The 17,170-nt window shown below is 39.0% G+C and carries 13 protein-coding genes; 6 read left to right on the top strand and 7 right to left on the bottom strand.

Annotated features, from left to right (window positions below; genetic code table 11):
* Positions 1 to 78: 78 nt before the first annotated feature.
* The 5 genes from I8748_RS21655 (at position 79) to I8748_RS21635 (ending at position 4,118) form a co-directional block, all read left to right on the top strand.
* On the top strand, positions 79 to 1,350 hold the full coding sequence (locus I8748_RS21655; RefSeq protein ID WP_198126617.1) for a protein kinase domain-containing protein: 1,272 nt from the start codon (positions 79 to 81) through the stop codon (positions 1,348 to 1,350).
* Positions 1,351 to 1,380: 30 nt separating this feature from the next.
* A complete protein-coding gene (locus I8748_RS21650) occupies positions 1,381 to 1,650 on the top strand; it encodes a Ycf66 family protein (protein ID WP_198126616.1) in 270 nt (89 codons plus the stop codon).
* A 59-nt stretch (positions 1,651 to 1,709) separates the two neighbouring features.
* Entirely contained in the window at positions 1,710 to 3,194 is a 1,485-nt protein-coding gene (locus I8748_RS21645; RefSeq protein ID WP_198126615.1) for a CIA30 family protein, read from the top strand.
* Between the two features lie 84 nt (positions 3,195 to 3,278).
* Complete coding sequence (locus I8748_RS21640) at positions 3,279 to 3,620, top strand: hypothetical protein (protein ID WP_198126614.1); 342 nt, start codon at positions 3,279 to 3,281, stop codon at positions 3,618 to 3,620.
* Between the two features lie 99 nt (positions 3,621 to 3,719).
* Positions 3,720 to 4,118, top strand: a complete 399-nt coding sequence (locus tag I8748_RS21635) for a GFA family protein (protein WP_198126613.1) — start codon at positions 3,720 to 3,722, stop codon at positions 4,116 to 4,118.
* 68 nt (positions 4,119 to 4,186) lie between these two features.
* Here the strand turns inward: I8748_RS21635 and I8748_RS21630 are convergent, their stop codons facing one another.
* The 4 genes from I8748_RS21630 to I8748_RS21615 all read right to left on the bottom strand — a co-directional run bounded on the left by I8748_RS21630 (position 4,187) and on the right by I8748_RS21615 (position 8,558).
* A complete protein-coding gene (locus tag I8748_RS21630; protein ID WP_198126612.1) occupies positions 4,187 to 5,284 on the bottom strand; it encodes an AI-2E family transporter in 1,098 nt (365 codons plus the stop codon).
* Positions 5,285 to 5,603: 319 nt separating this feature from the next.
* Positions 5,604 to 7,037: a bifunctional orotidine-5'-phosphate decarboxylase/orotate phosphoribosyltransferase gene (locus I8748_RS21625; RefSeq protein ID WP_198126611.1), complete on the bottom strand. Its 1,434-nt coding sequence runs from the start codon at positions 7,035 to 7,037 to the stop codon at positions 5,604 to 5,606.
* A 79-nt stretch (positions 7,038 to 7,116) separates the two neighbouring features.
* Positions 7,117 to 7,839 carry a molybdopterin-dependent oxidoreductase gene (locus I8748_RS21620; RefSeq protein ID WP_198126610.1) on the bottom strand — a complete coding sequence of 241 codons (723 nt, stop codon included), beginning with the start codon at positions 7,837 to 7,839 and terminating at the stop codon, positions 7,117 to 7,119.
* Between the two features lie 119 nt (positions 7,840 to 7,958).
* Positions 7,959 to 8,558: a cytochrome b/b6 domain-containing protein gene (locus tag I8748_RS21615; RefSeq protein ID WP_198126609.1), complete on the bottom strand. Its 600-nt coding sequence runs from the start codon at positions 8,556 to 8,558 to the stop codon at positions 7,959 to 7,961.
* Positions 8,559 to 9,363: 805 nt separating this feature from the next.
* Between I8748_RS21615 and I8748_RS21610 the strand changes: the two genes are divergently transcribed.
* A complete protein-coding gene (locus I8748_RS21610; protein WP_198126608.1) occupies positions 9,364 to 11,418 on the top strand; it encodes an AAA-like domain-containing protein in 2,055 nt (684 codons plus the stop codon).
* 95 nt (positions 11,419 to 11,513) lie between these two features.
* Here I8748_RS21610 and I8748_RS21605 read toward each other — a convergent pair whose 3' ends face one another.
* The 3 genes from I8748_RS21605 to I8748_RS21595 form a co-directional block, all read right to left on the bottom strand.
* On the bottom strand, positions 11,514 to 13,298 hold the full coding sequence (locus I8748_RS21605) for a M61 family metallopeptidase (protein ID WP_198126607.1): 1,785 nt from the start codon (positions 13,296 to 13,298) through the stop codon (positions 11,514 to 11,516).
* 235 nt (positions 13,299 to 13,533) lie between these two features.
* Entirely contained in the window at positions 13,534 to 14,214 is a 681-nt protein-coding gene (locus I8748_RS21600; protein WP_198126606.1) for a Crp/Fnr family transcriptional regulator, read from the bottom strand.
* Between the two features lie 990 nt (positions 14,215 to 15,204).
* Positions 15,205 to 16,392, bottom strand: coding sequence for a HetZ-related protein 2 (locus I8748_RS21595; RefSeq protein WP_198126605.1), 1,188 nt, complete (start codon positions 16,390 to 16,392; stop codon positions 15,205 to 15,207).
* Positions 16,393 to 17,170: the final 778 nt, after the last annotated feature.

The raw sequence follows: 17,170 nt of genomic DNA, 5'->3' as shown, positions 1-17,170 counted from the left end.
CCGCTCCCCCGCTCCCCCGCTCCCACTAGTTATCATGTAGCAATATGATGTTATGAATACATTTGCGTTACTTACACCATGCTAGGAAAACTATTAGATGGGCGTTATCAAGTTATCCAAGTTTTGAGTGCTGGAGGATTTGGGGAAACATACATTGCGGAAGATACCCGCCGACCGGGGAACCCAAGGTGTGTTCTGAAGCTGTTAAAACCTGGGAATTCTGAGCCTTATTACTTGCAAGTTGCCAGACGCTTATTTAATAGCGAAGCTGAAATTCTCGAACAGTTAGGCAACCATGACCAAATACCTCGGCTTTTAGCTTATTTTGAAGACAATCAAGAGTTCTTCTTGGTACAAGAATTGATTGTCGGACATCCACTAAGTCAAGAATTGCAACCTAATGAATGCTGGAATGAAAGCCAAGTCATTCAGATGTTACAAGATGTTTTAGGAATTTTGGCGTTTGTTCACAGCTACGGCGTAATTCATCGTGATATCAAACCTGATAATTTAATTAGACGAGACTCTGATGGCAAATTAGTCTTAATTGACTTTGGCGCTGTCAAACAAATACAAACACAAATGGCTGCACCACCTAGTGAAATAGTTGCTACCGTAGCTATTGGTACTCCTGGGTATATGCCAGCAGAACAAGCACAGGGTAAACCACGCCAAAACAGTGATATTTATTCAGTAGGAATGATTGCCATCCAAGCGTTAACAGGGTTGTTTCCAGCGCAATTACCAGAAAATCCAGCTACAGGTGAGATTGCATGGCAAAACCAAGGGCAAGTTTCTCCTAGACTAGCCGCAGTTGTACAAAAGATGGTGCATTATCACTACCGCGATCGCTATCAGTCTGCCACAGAAGTACTACAGGATCTTAGAGAATTGCTCAGTCCTTTCGCCCCAACTCAACCATTTGTTCCTGCTGTGACATCACAGCAGCTATCATCAGTATCTTCTTCTGCTACAAACTACCCCAAAACATCATCGGCAATTCCATCGCCAGCTTTGTTAAATAAAACTCTATCTATAGTGAAATTTATCCCTTTTATTAGTGCAGCAGGATTATTCTTTTTTAAAGCTGCAACCTGGATTATTTTCATAGGCGTTGGTCTAGTAGCTTGTGGTACGGGTTTATTTTTACTTGGTTCTTGGTATCCCAATCTAGGACGAAATTATGATGCCATTTTTGCTGTAATTTTTTGCCTATGTGGTATTCTGCTGTTATTTCAAGAGTTTCAAGCTTATCAAACTCAAGAAATACCCATAACTCAATTTTTGCTCGCAGGTGCAGCAATTTTATCTTTAGCTGAAACTATTCGTTTACGAGATATCAGAAAATAAATTTCATCGGTTGAGCAATCAAAATTTAATATGTTGAATAATCCGCTTAACTTAATTGGCATTATTTTAATAGTCATTGCCCTAATTCTGGGTATTTTACCTTGGATACGTCCACAAAACTTTCGTCGGCAAGATATCGTATTAATTTTAGTTTTTCTAATTTGCGGTTCTATTTTATTGTCTCAACAACGCTGGTATAATAAAGAACTAACACAATTTAATTTAATTCTGCTAACGTTACCTGCTGTTTTTTATACATTTGAAAACATCACTTTGCGAAATAGAAATAACCAGAAATAAATACCCTAATATTCCCAATACAATAAAGATGGGTGTAACTGATCAATCAGGATGCGATCGTGAGTGACAAGAATCGTTCTCAATGGGACTTAGGTAGATTTGTCGAAACTCTGACCTATTTCGAGGTTATTCCTTTCCTTAACTGGGTACAACAATTAATCCAAGGTCGTTTCACAGATAGTCAAGCTAAACCCAATGGAGGGAAAAACGTGGGTGTAATACTAGTAGCAGGTGCAACTGGTGGACTTGGTAAACGAGTAGTGCAGCGACTGCTGGAACGAGGTTATAAAGTCCGCGCACTTGTGCGAGATATTGAGAAAGCCAGAACAATTCTGAGTGATGATATTGACTTAGTAGTTGGTGATATTACTAAACCAGAAACTTTAACTCCTGTAGTCATGGCTAATATCCAAGCTGTAGTTTGTTGCACAGCAGTGCGTGTACAGCCAGTAGAAGGAGACACAGCAGATAGAGCCAAATACTATCAAGGCATCAAATTTTACCAACCTGAAATTGTTGGCGACACACCAGAAAATGTAGAATACCAAGGTGTGAAAAACTTAGTGGAAACGGCGGTAAAATACTTACCCCAAGCAAATGAAAAACTAATATTTGACTTCAGCAACCCATCAACAGAATTAAAAAATATCTGGGGTGCAGTTGATGATGTGGTCATGGGTGGTGTGAGTCAAAGTAATATCCAATTAGTAGAAAATGCCGCTTTCTTTGCTGGTAATGTCTCCACTGCAAACTCTGGAGGATTTGCTTCTGTGAGAACCAGAAATTTTGATCCACCCTTCGATTTATCTGGTTACACAGGTGTAAAATTGCGCGTTAAAGGTGACGGTCAGCGTTATAAATTCTTCCTGCGGACAGATACACAATGGGATGGTATTGGTTATAGCTACTCTTTCGATACAATAGCCAACACTTGGATAGATGTTACCATCCCGTTTACAGATTTAACTCCTGTATTTAGAGCAAAAACTGTCAAAGATTGTCCGCCAATCGATTCTAAGAGAATTCGCTCTTTTCAACTAATGTTGAGCAAATTTGAATATGACAATGCTTTAAATCCTAATTTTTCACCAGGTGGTTTTGTTTTACAATTAGAATCAATTAAAGCTTATGGTGGGGAAACTTTCCCACAATTTATTCTCGTCAGTTCAGCAGGAGTTACACGCCCTGGTCGCCCAGGTATTAATTTGGAAGAAGAACCACCCGCAGTCAGATTAAATGACCAATTGGGAGGAATTTTAACCTGGAAATTAAAGGGAGAAGATAGCCTAAGAGCTAGCAGAATTCCTTACACAATAGTAAGACCATGTGCTTTAACAGAGGAACCAGGGGGTAAGTCCTTGATATTAGAGCAAGGTGATAATATTAGGGGAAAAATCAGCCGAGAGGATGTTGCAGAACTTTGCGTGCAAGCATTACAACAAAGAAAAGCGTGTAATGTCACGTTTGAAGTTAAGCAGGCAGAAAATAGTGTTAATTCCATCGATTGGCATCAGCTATTTTCTAACTTACAACCTGATAAATAAATGCAAGATTAGGGAATTGGGAATTGGGAATTGGGAATGGGAATTTTGGAGTGTATCCTCATTCCCAAAAAGGAGTAGATGATTATGTGGCGTAGAATCTTGTTTGCTGGGATTTTAGTAATGTTGATTTGGATGGGGCTATTATCTAACAAAGCTTCTTCACAGCAATTAGAATCTCGCATCAACAATTTAGAAGCAGACTTAAATCGTGTAGAGTCCCGGTTAAATCAGATAGAGTCTCAACTTGGAAATCGTTCGCTTTCATCTCCAAGAACAACACTCACTCCTCCATCATCAAGTTCTAGACGAAACTTATCACAATCCGAACGCGACCGTATGTTTGACCGCTTAGCAACTTTAGTGATTGAATTAAAACAACAAGTGAATGAGTTAGAAGCACGCGTCTCTAAGCTAGAGTCTCGTTGATAACTGTTGACTGTGAATATCGAGATATTTTTTATTTGAAAATTCATTAATAAAACATTATTATCTACTCCCTACTCCCTACTCTCTTTCCTACAAAATATGACAAGTCATAATAAACAAGTAACTTACGAAGGTGGATGTCATTGTGGTGCAGTACGCTTTCGGGTAGAAGTTGACAATCATAAAGTGGATGATTGTAACTGTTCAATTTGTAGGAAAAAAGGTTTTTTACACTTAATTGTGCCGCGAGAACAGTTTACTTTGCTGCAAGGTGAAGATAAATTGACAACTTACAGATTTAATACAGGAGTTGCCCAACATAAATTTTGCAGCATTTGCGGAATGCATCCTTTTTATATTCCCCGCAGTCACCCGGACTGTATTGACGTGAATGTGCGATGTTTGGATGGGGATGTGATAGCAAATTTTGAAATTCTACCTTTTGATGGCGCGAATTGGGAAGCAAATATTCACAAGTTACGTGAAGAATCAAAATAAGTAGGGGTGTACATCTGTACGCCCCTACAAAACTGTTAACAGTCATCCGTCATGCGTCATCAATTCCCTTAAGTTATTGACTCATTAGTTAATATCTCTGGCGCTTCCTGATCCTCAAATGTCTTATCAGCATAATTAGATTCAGAAAAACCATCTATTACATCTTTGATAAAACCAGCCACCGGTACTGCAATTAGTAACCCCAACAAACCACCGATATAAGTTCCTACTAATAAGGAAATTAGTACCCATATTGGTCTAAGTCCTGTCAAACTACCTAAAAGACGGGGTGCGATCGCTTGGTCAATTAACTGGTCTATAATAACTGCGATCGCTAAAACTTTCACTGCTAACCAAAAATCATGTGACGCTATTATTAAAGTAATTGAAATCAAACTTACAACATCACCAAAGGGAATTAAACTCAAAATCCCAATAGTAAAACCAAACAGTAAACCAAACTGAACTTGGAAAAGCAAAAACATCAATGTTTGTGAAATTCCCATCAATACAGCCAAAGTTCCTTGACCAATTAAGTAACTTTGAAAGTTTTGTTGAATAGACTCGCTTACCAATCGGGCAAAACTCAAAGGCAACCTCTTAAATATACTTTCCCAAAGTCTTGCCCCATCTAATAAAAAGTAAAATGATAGTACTACTGTAATTAATGCTTCTGAGAGACTATCAATAGTATCTTTAATAATGCTTAAAATTTTGTCAAAAAAATATTCTAATTCTTCAGGAATCTTGTCAGTTATTTGTGTAAATAGTTGACCTAAATTAATTTTTAGGTGTTGATTTATCACAGAACTATTATAAATCTGTAGCTTCTCTTGAGTAGAATCAATCCATTGAGGAAGTAATTTAGCTGCTTCATTAAATTGTTCTAAAACAATAGGTAGTAACGTAATACCCACAACAACTAAAATCACCACAGCTAAGATAAAAACTACTGCTACTCCATATTTACGTTTAACTCCCCGTTTTTCAAGAAGTGAAACAGGGTAATTTAATATAAAAGCCAACAAAATCGCTAATACAAAAATTGTCAGCAATGGTTGAAAGTATTGAAAAAAGCGAAACGCCAGCCAGCCATTAAGAAAAATCAAAGGAAATATTAATGTTATAATCAACCATTTAAGTAATTCTTTGAACGAAATATCCATAACTAATACAAAAAATATCTTCAGATTACTGACTAAAAAAAGGCACAAAGCAGTGACTTACCTCCTGACGACCGAGGTCTTGATACTCCTGTGGCTTACTTTTCCAGTGTAAAGTATTGAAGCGATCTAAATGTTCTCTTCTACAAGGATGTCTCTTAAGTCTTATTTCTTACTCGGCTCGGCAGCTAGAAGTCACGGCTATACTAGACTTTACCTGGCTATCTTGGGTTTAAAACCTTTAATTCTTGATCAGTCCGCCTAGGCAAACTTTATTTGTATAGCAACTAATTATATTTGGTCAAAACTTAAGAGATATCCTCTAACGTTCTGAAAAAGCTAAAAACTGCTCTTCATTAATTCGCCCTGATAAATATAAAGTATTTGTGATTTCCGAAATCGTGAAAACAGCATGACCTTGGTAACCATTTTCTATTAACCTATCTTGTACACCTTGTTCGTGGTCAATCAACACCACAATATCATTCACATTTAATCCTGCTGATTTTAATTTTTCTGCCCCTTCCATCACACTTTTACCGCTAATGAGAATATCATCAATTACCACCACCGTTTCACCAGGACAGAAATTACCCTCAATTAACTTGCGAGTTCCATGTGCCTTTACTTCTTTACGAGGAAAAATCATAGGACAATGAAGACGTAATGCTAAACCAGTGGCAGTTGGTAAAGAACCATAAGGAATACCTGCTAATCTATCAAAACGTAGATTTATCAAAATTTCCTCATAAGCACTCAGGACTTGATTAAAAATTTGGGGATTAGAAATAATTTTACGTAAGTCTATGTAATAAGGAAATACAGCACCTGATGCTTGGACAAAGTTACCAAACATAATGCAGCCAATATCATAAAGTTGTAAAATTAAATCATGTTGAGGATGCTGATTTAATAAACAAACATCAGGTAGCCACACAGAACAGGTAGAACCATCACTGATAACTTCATTTCTCACATGGTTAATTTGTGACCGTAAAGATTGAATTTCCTCAGATAATTTTGGGCTGGCTAACATATCTTGCGGAACAGGAATCAGCAAACCATCACCATTACTATTCAGACCTACTTTTAAAATTTGACTAAAGTTATTTTCCTCTTCCCAAATACTACGTACCATAATAATTCTTTCAGGGGCAGTAGCACGAATAAAACCCAAAATATCAGGATTTGTAGTACCAACTTCCAAACCTAATTGTTCTGGAGTTCCCCAGTTTTTTGATTCTTTTACTACCTGTAAATAAAGAGGAGATTCATTGCTAGGATAGTGCTGTAAAGTTTTTGCTCCTAAATTAGAAGTACAACACAAAATAAACACCGCTTTATCAGGATAAACTAAAAACGGCGCTACATGATCTTGCCCTGTATAAGGGCTGAGTGTAATTGCATCTATCTGCCATTCTGTAAACACAGTGCGTGCAAAAATTGTACTTGTGTTTAAATCACTGTGTTTAGCATCTAAAATAATCGGTATATATTTTGGAACAACTGCTAAAATTTTGTGCAGTAATTCTAAACCTGGAACACCTAATGCTTCATAAAAGCCAAGAGTTGGCTTATAAGCACATACAAAATCACTAGTTTCACTAATAATAAACTGTAACCAATTCCATAAACCAGTAATGACATCTTCAGATTGATAAAAAGCAGGCATCATCTCTGGATTCGGATCAAGCCCTACAAAAAGTAAGCTTTGATTTTGCGATATATTATTATGTAATTTATCAAAAAAATTCATTTTCTTTGCTTAAACAATTAATTAACACATCTCTGCAAAATTCACACTTAACAACTTCTTACTCCTAACTCCTAACTCCTTAAAGTCCTGCAAACCATTCATAGCCTTGATCCTCCCAGTAGCCTTTAAAAGGCGATAAAGAACTCACAAGTGAAATTCTAGTCACCCACTTACTCTGCTTATAACCAAGTTTAATTGGTGAAGCTAAACGTAAAGGCGCACCATTATCAACTGGCAAAGGTTCACCATTTTTTTCATAAGCTAATAGAGTTTGTGGATGTAAAGCTGAAGCTATATCCCAACTTTCGTAGTAGCCATCCGCTGATTTAAAATAAGCATACTTAACATTATTTTTAGGTTGAGCAAGAGCAACAATTTCTTGTAGACGTACCCCGCTCCATTGCACGATCGCAGCCCAACCTTCCACACAAACATGACGTATAATCATGGAAGTCAAGGGCAATGCCTGAATTTCAGCCATACTAAGGCTCAGAGGGTTGTTAACCTCGCCATCGACAATTAAACGATACTTTTCTATGTCAATAATGGGAGTATATCTAAAGCTATTAACTATCAATGCTTCTGGTTGAATTTCACTGAAATAAAATTCAGGTACAGGTTTTTGTGAATTAAATATTAAGCTTTCAAGCTTTTGATTGAGTGGCTCAGAAAGTGTACCTATCAAATCTTCAAATGCAGGCGTACCACAGCCGCCTAAAAGAAAACTAATGCTAGACAATCCAGAAATTTTTAATAATTGTCGGCGCGTTAATTGCTGACGGCGTAAGTAAATTAAACCCATATCTATGTAATTTGTCAGTTATCAGTCATCAGGAGCCAGCGCGTTGCGGAGGTTCCCTCCGTTGTAGCGACTGGCGTTCATCAGTCATCAATCATCAGTCATCAGTCATCATTGTTCCTTTACCAAAACATTGATTCTGTGAGTTGTTCACCTCCAGCTTTCCGCCCTAATATAGAGTGAATGACTACAAATACAATCACCATTGGTACTGAGGCAAAGTGAACGACTCGTAGTGCTTGCCAACTGCCAAACATATCTACAATCCAGGAAAATTGAGATGGTTTATACATTCCTATGCCTGTAAGTAACGCCAGTAGTAAGATAGGAATAATGGCTGTATAGACAATACGATGCCAAGCATAAATTAGACGTTTGTAATTATGACTTTTTTGTAATGCTTTAATATCATTTGTACCCACGAATCGATGTCGCCAACGTCGGGTAATTAAAATATAAATTCCATACCACAACAGATTCAGCGAGAATAGCCACATGGCTGCAAAATGCCAATGTCTACCTCCCGCAAGCCAACCCCCTAAAGTAAATATGGGAGGAATGTGTAAGCCTGCACGTCCACCAAAAATAGGGTTGGCATTGTATATTTGTAATCCACTTGTAAGCATCAAAAATAAGCTAATAATATTACAAGAATGAAAAAATTTAGCTCCTATTGCTTGAGTTGGTAACTTCCGAGGTTTAAGGGTATCATTTGCAAGCATAAATATAAAAGTTCTATCGCAACAAATTGACAAGCGCTATCTCCAGCACTTTTTACACATCCTTTTATTTTCTCATCCCACGAATCAATTGAAACTAGTATATATCGTAATAGAACTTATGTACTGATATGAGTAAGCAGCTTCTGTTACCATATAACGCTAAGCTAAAACACCTTTAATTTGCACAATCGCTTGATCTGGTCGTTCTTTGTCAAGAGTCATTTGTCAAAAGTATTTCCACAGGATAAAGGACTAATGACTCATGACGGTCTTAAGCAGATATTTTGTAACTTGGACGCATATTAGCTGAAATTTGAACAAAAAATTAGCTACATTGTATCTATCTACCGTCCAAATATATAGAATTAATATTTGATTTGTTAACAGATATGTACAAGAGCCTTTGCAGTCTGGGGATTTCTCCAAGTAAACCAACTGGCATTGTCATATCGCTAAAGGTACGGCATTAAGCGTTAATAAGAGTGCCTTACTCTCGTCTAAGACATCCTACAAATACATAATTTTATTTAAAAATCAAACCGGATTACTATATATAAAATAAGTATATAAAACTACATAAAATTTGCTTAATTCACGCTCAAAAATTCAGTAAAAATCCCATAACCTAAGTCAGGTAAAATATTTCATAACTAAAAAAAATTGTCAAGGCTTATTTGTAGCTTTTTTGCTACGCTCATTTTTATCCAAACTACGGTATTTACATCTAGCTTACTGTTAAAAAAGTAAAATTTTACACATAGGAACATCTTAGGAAAATGTCATACAGAAGTTGAGCCAATAACGAATGAGTATAGATGAAGTCGTATTGCTATTAAAAGCCAGCCAAGCAAATGGTTTGACGACACTCCAAGAGACGGTATTGCGCTCTTCGTGGGAGGGAAAAACTTATACCACCATAGCAGTTGAGGCGCACTACGGTGAAGAACGTGTGAGGAAAGTGGCTTCTAATTTATGGCAATTGCTGAGCAATTTTTGGAGGGAACCAATCAATAAATTCAACTTTCGTTCCTCTTTGGAACCTCGCTCTCTAAGTAAAATGCATCAACAGTTAATTCAGGAATTTAACAGGGCAGCCACAGCTATATCCTTGGAATTTCCTAGTGGTCCGGTATCCCTTGACTCCAGATTCTACATTTCTCGCCCACCAGTTGAGGAACTTGCCTACACACAAATAGGTGAACCGGGAAGTGTCATCTATATTAAAGCTGCTCAGAAGATGGGAAAAAGCTCTTTGATTCTCAGACTTCTCGAACATGCTGTTAATCAAGGCTTTCACACTGTCAGTTTGGATTTTCAGCAAGCAGACAAAGCAGTCTTTGCTAGCTTGGATAAATTTTTACGTTGGTTGTGTGCCAATATCAGTCGGGAGTTACAACTAGAACCAAAACTGAATGATTATTGGGATGAGGAGATGGGTAGCAAAGTCAGCTGCTCTATCTATTTTCAGAGTTATTTACTGCCTGCTCTAACAAGCCCCCTGGTTTTAGTATTCAACGAAGTGGATTGGGTGTTTGAGTATTCGGAAATAGCGGGGGAATTTCTACCATTGGTACGCTTCTGGCACGAACAAGCTAGAAGAGTAGAGATTTGGGAAAAACTCCGCCTTGTCCTCGTTTTTTCCGCAGAAATTATTGTTCCTCTAAAATTAACTCAATCTCCGTTTAACATTGGTTTGCCGATTAAGTTACCGCCGTTTACAACAGAGCAAGTACAGGAGTTAGCCCAACGTCACGGCCTCGATTGGACAGACGGTAAAGAAGCTTCGAGTTTAATGGCAATGGTAGGGGGACATCCTTATTTAGTAAGACTAGCTTTGTATCATCTTGTAGGTAAAGGTGGCTTAGAAAGGGACTTAAATCAGCTACTACAACATGCAGCAACAACAGCAGGAATTTATCACGAATATTTAAGTCAGTACTTATTAGCACTTCGAGAGGAGCCAGAATTAGCAGATGCTTTCTACCAGGTGATTACGGCTACAGACTATGTGAAGTTAGACCCAGTAGTAGCCTATAAATTACAAAGAATGGGATTAGTTAACGTAGAAGGCACTCGTTGCACTCCTGCATGTGAGTTGTATCGTCTGTATTTTCGGGATCAACTCAATACAATTAAAGATGCGAGAAATATTAGATTTGAAGAGTTAGAAAAAGAAAATCAACAGTTGCGTGACCTCTACAGGTTTGATGAACTCACTCAATTAGCTAATCATCGCTACTTTCATAACTACCTGCAAGTCGAGTGGCAGAGACTAACTTCTAAGAATGCCACCCACAGGCCACTTTCTGAGAAAGGCAACTGTGAGGTTATATATGATCCCACCCCTCTATCATTGATTTTATGCGACATCGATTATTTTAAAATTTACAACAAAATATATGGTAATCATGCAGGAGATAATTGTTTGCGACAAATTGCAAACACTATTGTTAACGCAGTTAAGCAGCCGTTTGGTTATCACAGCTTCTCATTTGTGAACAGTCTTACTTACCAAGCTCATCATCATTTTGAAACTTCTCATACTGGAAATTCCCAAATGAAATTCAGTTCAGTGTTGGTAACTCGCTATGGTGGTGAAGAATTCGCCATTCTCACCCAGACAGATGCCACTGCTGCTGTCTATATTGCCGAACACATTCGCTCCTCAGTAAAGGCTTTGGAAATTCCTTGTGAGTATCCTGGGATCGATGGACTTCCCGCTACTGTTTTAACTGTCAGTTTAGGTGTTGCCAGTATGATTCCCAATGCAGAAAATGAGCCAAATACCTTAGTAAATGCTGCTGAGCAAGCCCTTTATCAAGCAAAAAGAAAAGGACGCGATCGCGTTATCCTCATTTAGGCAGGGGAGTAGGGGATTAGAAGCAATGAGGGGATGGGGAGATAGGGAGATAATTCTTAACTCCTAACTCCTAACTCCTCATGCTTTATTTACCATCAACGAAGAGTGACGAGTGGTACACCTAACCACCCGGCAAAATTTTCTTTTTGTGTGGGATCGGGATTTTGTACAGTAACCACCTGATACTTAGTAGGAATTGGGGCAGCAAGAGTTACAGAATAAGTACGCAGTTCATCTTGGTGAAAAACTGTCACCTCAATGGTATCGTTTGGCTGGTAATCTTTGAGGCGATCGCTAAGTTGATTTGCTGTGACTTTGATTCCTGCAATAGCTAGCAACTCATCACCTGCATCAATTCCCGCCAGTTGTGCAGGCGAGTCCGCTTCTACCAACTTAACTATTTCTCGTCCATTTTCTGTTTTTGTCTTCAGACCGAGGTAAGGTTCGTCCTCTAGTTCCGACACCAGATGCAAGCCAAAAGGTTCGAGGTATTTATTAAAGGGTAATTCTTCAGTGCCATCAATATAACGTTCAAAGAAATCAGTTAAATCTACTCCCGCTACAGATTCAATCACTTCCTGTAATTGTTCTGGGGTATAGCCAATTTCTGCCTGCCCAAATTGCTCCCACATTTGCCGCATCACATCATCAAGAGAGCGCTGATTGCTATGCCGCACTCGAATGAGCAAATCTAGCAACAAAGATACCATTTCCCCCTTCAAATAGTAGGAAATTTGGGAGTTAGGACTATTGGCATCTGGACGGTAAAGTTTAATCCAGGCATCAAAACTCGACTCAGAAAGCGGTTGTACTTTGCGTCCTGGCGTGGTCAGATATCTAGTAATTTCTTTACTCCAATTATTTAAATACGACTTAGCATCATAAATTCCTGCTCGCAAAGGAATCAGCAAGTCGTAATAACTGGTAGTACCTTCACAGAACCATAGAGACGGTGTATAGTTTTCGCGATCGTAGTCAAAACTCTCTAGGGCTTTTGGGCGAATGCGTTTCACATTCCACAAGTGAAAGAATTCATGTGCCACCAATTGCACAAAGCGCTCGTATTTATCCTGAGAGCGAAACCCAAAACGCTGGTAAATCAACGAGCAGGAATTTTTATGCTCCAAACCCCCATAAGCTTGGGCAAATAAATGCAGCAGAAACACATATCGTTCATAAGGCAAACCACCGAACATCTGTGCTTCCACCTGAACAATTTTTTGGATATCAGCAATCATGCGCTGTACTTGCAAATTTCCCTGTCCCCAGATTGCCAGTTCATGAGATTTGCCCAACACTTCAAAGTGATACAAATCATGAGAACCAATCTCAAAAGGACTATCTACCAAGGTGTCGAAATCAGCAGCATAGAAAGTATTAGCTTGCTCACCTACAGGTGGTAAGGCAGTAGTTACCTGCCATTCTGGGTGTGGTGGTACGATGGTAACGCGAATTGGGAGCCGCTCCCAACCCGGTAGTCTAAAAAACAGGGCTGCACCGTTGAAATAGCCGTGGGTATTATCCAAGTGATTTGTGCGTACCGACAACTCGTTGGCAAAAATCCGATAACGCACAGTTAATTTAGAAACACCAGTTTTGTTGACTTGCCAGTGATTTTTACTAATTTTCCGCCAAGACAAAGGCTTATCCCCAGCAAATGCCTCAAAATCTTGTAGATTCTTGGCGTATTCCCGCACTAAGTATGAGCCTGGTGTCCATACTGGCATTTTTAAGTCAAGAATTGATGATGGATAGTTAACCAGTTGCAAGGTTACCTCAAACAGATGGGTTTCTGGTTGGGGCATCGCCACTTGGTAATAAATCGTCGGTACGGTTTCCTGGACGCCAATTTCGAGACGAGGTGCTGTTGCTTCAGTCATCTGTAGTTAGGAGTGATAAGTTCAGAGTCAATAGTTAATAGTCAATAGTCGTTAATAGTCAATAGTCAATAGTTAGTAGTAAAAAACTTTGAAGTTAGGGCTTAGGACTAAGTACTCTACACTCCATAACTTAACGCTTAGCAACGCGCTTGTGCTACCCTGTGGGTTCTCCTGTGGAGTATGGGGGTAGGGTCCGGTGTCGGTTTGGGCAAATTTCAGTGACTCAGCACTTTCGTTAGACTTTGCCAGCTAAATTCATCAACTGTTTGAAGTTGATGATATAAATGATGTTGTTCGCGTTGTCAATGGTAATCCAACCTTTTTGATGTAATTTTTCCATAATTTTAGTCGTTTCTTCAACTCCGATTTCAGTAACATCTGCTAAATCCTTAAAAGGAATATTAAAAATTTCTTTACCTTTGCCTGATTCGTGCCCATAACTTTCGCCTAAACTAACTAGGGTATGGGCAAGCTTGACAGCTGGGGGTGAAGACCGGATTTGCAAGCGCTGGTTAATTTGCCGCAATCGCCGCACCATTAGTTGCAGCATCCGGTGATGTAACTGCGGGTCTTTAAACAAAATTTGAATAAAACGCTCCCTTGAGATGCTAAGCAACTTTACTGATGAAAGGGCAATAACATCAGTTGAACGCGGAGATTCATCTAAAATCGCCATTTCTCCAAAAAAATCACCTCGACCCAAAATTGCCAAAGTCACAGCATCATCTCCACAGGTGCGTCGAACTTTAACCCAGCCAGAAACCATGAAGTAAACTGCATTACCCCAGGCATCTTCCATCAACACAGCTCGCCCTACTGGGTATTCATGTTCAATTGCAACATTGAGCAGCCATTCCAAAGTCTGTGGGTTGGCTGTACTCAGTAAGGGGAATTCACTAAAAACCTCAGTCTGCATGAAATATCTGCAAAATAATAAGTTCAGGAGCAAAAAAGTAATTTGGCTACTATTAAGTTATAAAACCGTTATCTTAGTATAAATAACAGCATTAAAATTGTTACATATTAAACCAAAACCACGAAACTAATACCAATTTACAAAAGCAAGGGTCTAAAGCTTTGCGCCCTACAGATTCCAACCTAGAAACCCAAATGAAATCTGAGTAAGGGTGCTGCGGCCATGTCGTCTATTAATTACGAATTACAAATTACCAATTGGTATAAACAGGTCTGGGCTTCCATTAAACATAACAATTATGCATGGGATCGAAATCAGCGCTTTCACTGACCAAGACCTTCGGACTATTAACAGGGAATCTAAAATAGGGAACAGTGGGAAAATCTGCCCGAATATTGGAGCATAAACTCTGAACTTATGTATGAACACTTTTTAAGAAGACGCGCAGCGCAAGAAAAAGCGAAAAACGGGGTGAAGCATTAAGGTGAGGTAGCCTCCGTCTTGTACTGTTTCACTTGAAAGTTGATCATTCAAGCAAGCCGAGGGAGTAGAGGGAGCAAGGAGAGTGAAAACCTTACTAACAATCACTCTCTTTCCCGCCAGCTTCCCAGCGCCTCCCCTGCTCACCACCACGCAAAGTTTGTGTGGCGCACCACAGTGTGGTCTGGCAACCCAAAATTGCCGGTTGGAGGTAGGGAGTAGGGAGGAGCCACTGCGGTGAGGCAGTACGGTCTTGGGGTCTCACGCCACTCCCTTTGGCTGTCGGGAGACCCGCCCACGGGGGTGGCTCCCCAAGTGGAGCATGTGGCGTTATACCATTTCACGAAAAATGTGATACAAATTTTTTCACCCCTGCTCCCCTGCACCCCTGCACCCTATTTGTATCAAAATTAAAGTGAAACGGTATTAGGGGGTGGGGAGTGGGGAAAGAGTTTTTTCTATTTCTGACATTTACCTATCCCAAGCAAAGATATCTTGCCAGAGTACTAGTTACTCTTGAGTTCTTAAAGCTTGGGCTGCAAGATAAATCTTAGTCCATTCACCCATAACTTGATGGCTTTTCAAACCTAATTTTTGGGCTGTTGCTTCTATGGAGTTGCCTGCTTTTCGTAAATTCAAAATCTGCTGCTCAATAGAAGTTAATTTTTCCTCAAGTTGTTGCCATTGGCTTTGTGTAAGTCCCAAATTATTTTCTTGTAAGGAAATAGAAAGCCAATTATCTACGAGTTCTGGTTTCCCTTTGAGAGCGAAGACACGTACAGCGTGGTAACTAATTTTTTCTCGTAAACGATAGATTTCTTTAATGGGCTTATTTAATTTCTTAGCAATTTCATCTTGAGACTTGCCTTGTAGATACAGTTCTAGCCATTCTACTGCATCTTTTCCAAGATTTTCTTGTAAATAATTGGCAAATTCCTTTTGTACTGTCTGCCGCAGCGCCTGTTGCTCTTCTATTTGTTGTGCCTCTTGATATTCTGCGATCGCTTGATTATCCACCAAGTTCACCCGATTATCATTGTCGTCTGTGAGAATTTCTTCTGAAACTAGTCTTACTAAGTCACTACTTGGTACTTGGGTTAAACCACCACGTTGAGTACGTCTTAAATAATTTACAAAACGATAGGCTAACAACGGTTGATTACGTACTGGTCGTAAAGCATACTCTTCTATGCTGGCAAACAGCAGAGTATCTTGGAGTCTTCTATCAGTTGTAATTTCAGAGATGCAAGCCATCTGCTGTTGCATGTAGTTATCGCTTTGCAATAATTCTTGGATGACTTCTTGCAATACGTCGATAACACTACGCTGGCGATCGCGACTCAGAGAAACCCAAGTCTGAATCTTATTCCTTAATGTGACTAGACTCCCCAACCTAGTGATCAGGTTGCGATAAGCACGTTCTCTACCAATTCCCAAATAGCGTTGACGCAAAATTTTATAGCGATATTCCATCGCTTGCTTGGCGATATCGAGTTCCTTGGGGTTGAGCAGATCAAACCGTTTTAAATCACGTCCCAAAAGCCAAAGAACAATACTTTCCCTATTGGCCACACTTTGTTCTGGACATTCAGCAGCTAGCCGCTTGTGCCAATCTTGCGCCAGTTTTTCTGCTTCTGTTGCCATAGCGAGATTGCGCTCCTCGAAACCCTGTTTTAAAGTTTGCATCACAACCCCCATTTATCGCACTTAAATTAATACCTGGCAGTTACCCATGAGTCTGTCACCTTCATAGAGACATCTCAACGTTCACATTGTTATTACGTCTTTATTGACTAACTTTATGCAAGTTAAGCAGGAATTTTGCCATTTTTGTTTTTACTTTTAATCACTAAATGCATCAAAATCATGGCATTTGGGGCATTTGCCTGAATGGATGCATAATTTTAAGTTTTGTAAACTGAATTTTGAGAAACACACAACGCCAATTTACCTTTATCTTAGTAAGTATACACTTATACTTATATCAGTTGCGAAAAACTGACATTTTGCACCTGTTGTAAGGAGCGAGCATGAGTTACTTCAAACAGGACGCCGTTTTATCCATATATGTTTCACCAGCTTGCTGCTTTCCTGAGATAATATGGGAATTTTGGTGATTTCACGCCATTAGCCAATTGATATGATTTTTGTTCAATTAATCATAATAAAGACATTCCAGTCCCAACCCTGTCAGGTCAAAGCTATTAGAAAAGATTAAATGTAGGGTTGCCTAGGTAAGGGTAGGGGGGTATTAAGAGTAACAAAGAAGTTACATGACATAATATCTAGATTTTTATAGAATTTATGGAGGTTAATAAACAAAAGAAAGTTAATGTTTGGATAGTTATTCTATTAAGTTAATTGGACTTGAACTTGCATATTAAAAGTTAAGTTAAGAGTTGTGAAAGCTTCGTTATTCTGAAGAAGCAACTTCAAATTTCAAAGTTACCTTACGCATATCATTTTAATCAAGGAA

It is taken from the genome of Amazonocrinis nigriterrae CENA67, assembly GCF_016056305.1.
Taxonomy (GTDB): domain Bacteria; phylum Cyanobacteriota; class Cyanobacteriia; order Cyanobacteriales; family Nostocaceae; genus Amazonocrinis; species Amazonocrinis nigriterrae.
The sequence above is the reverse complement of the archived record's forward strand: the minus strand, read 5'-3'. Positions and strand labels throughout refer to the sequence as shown.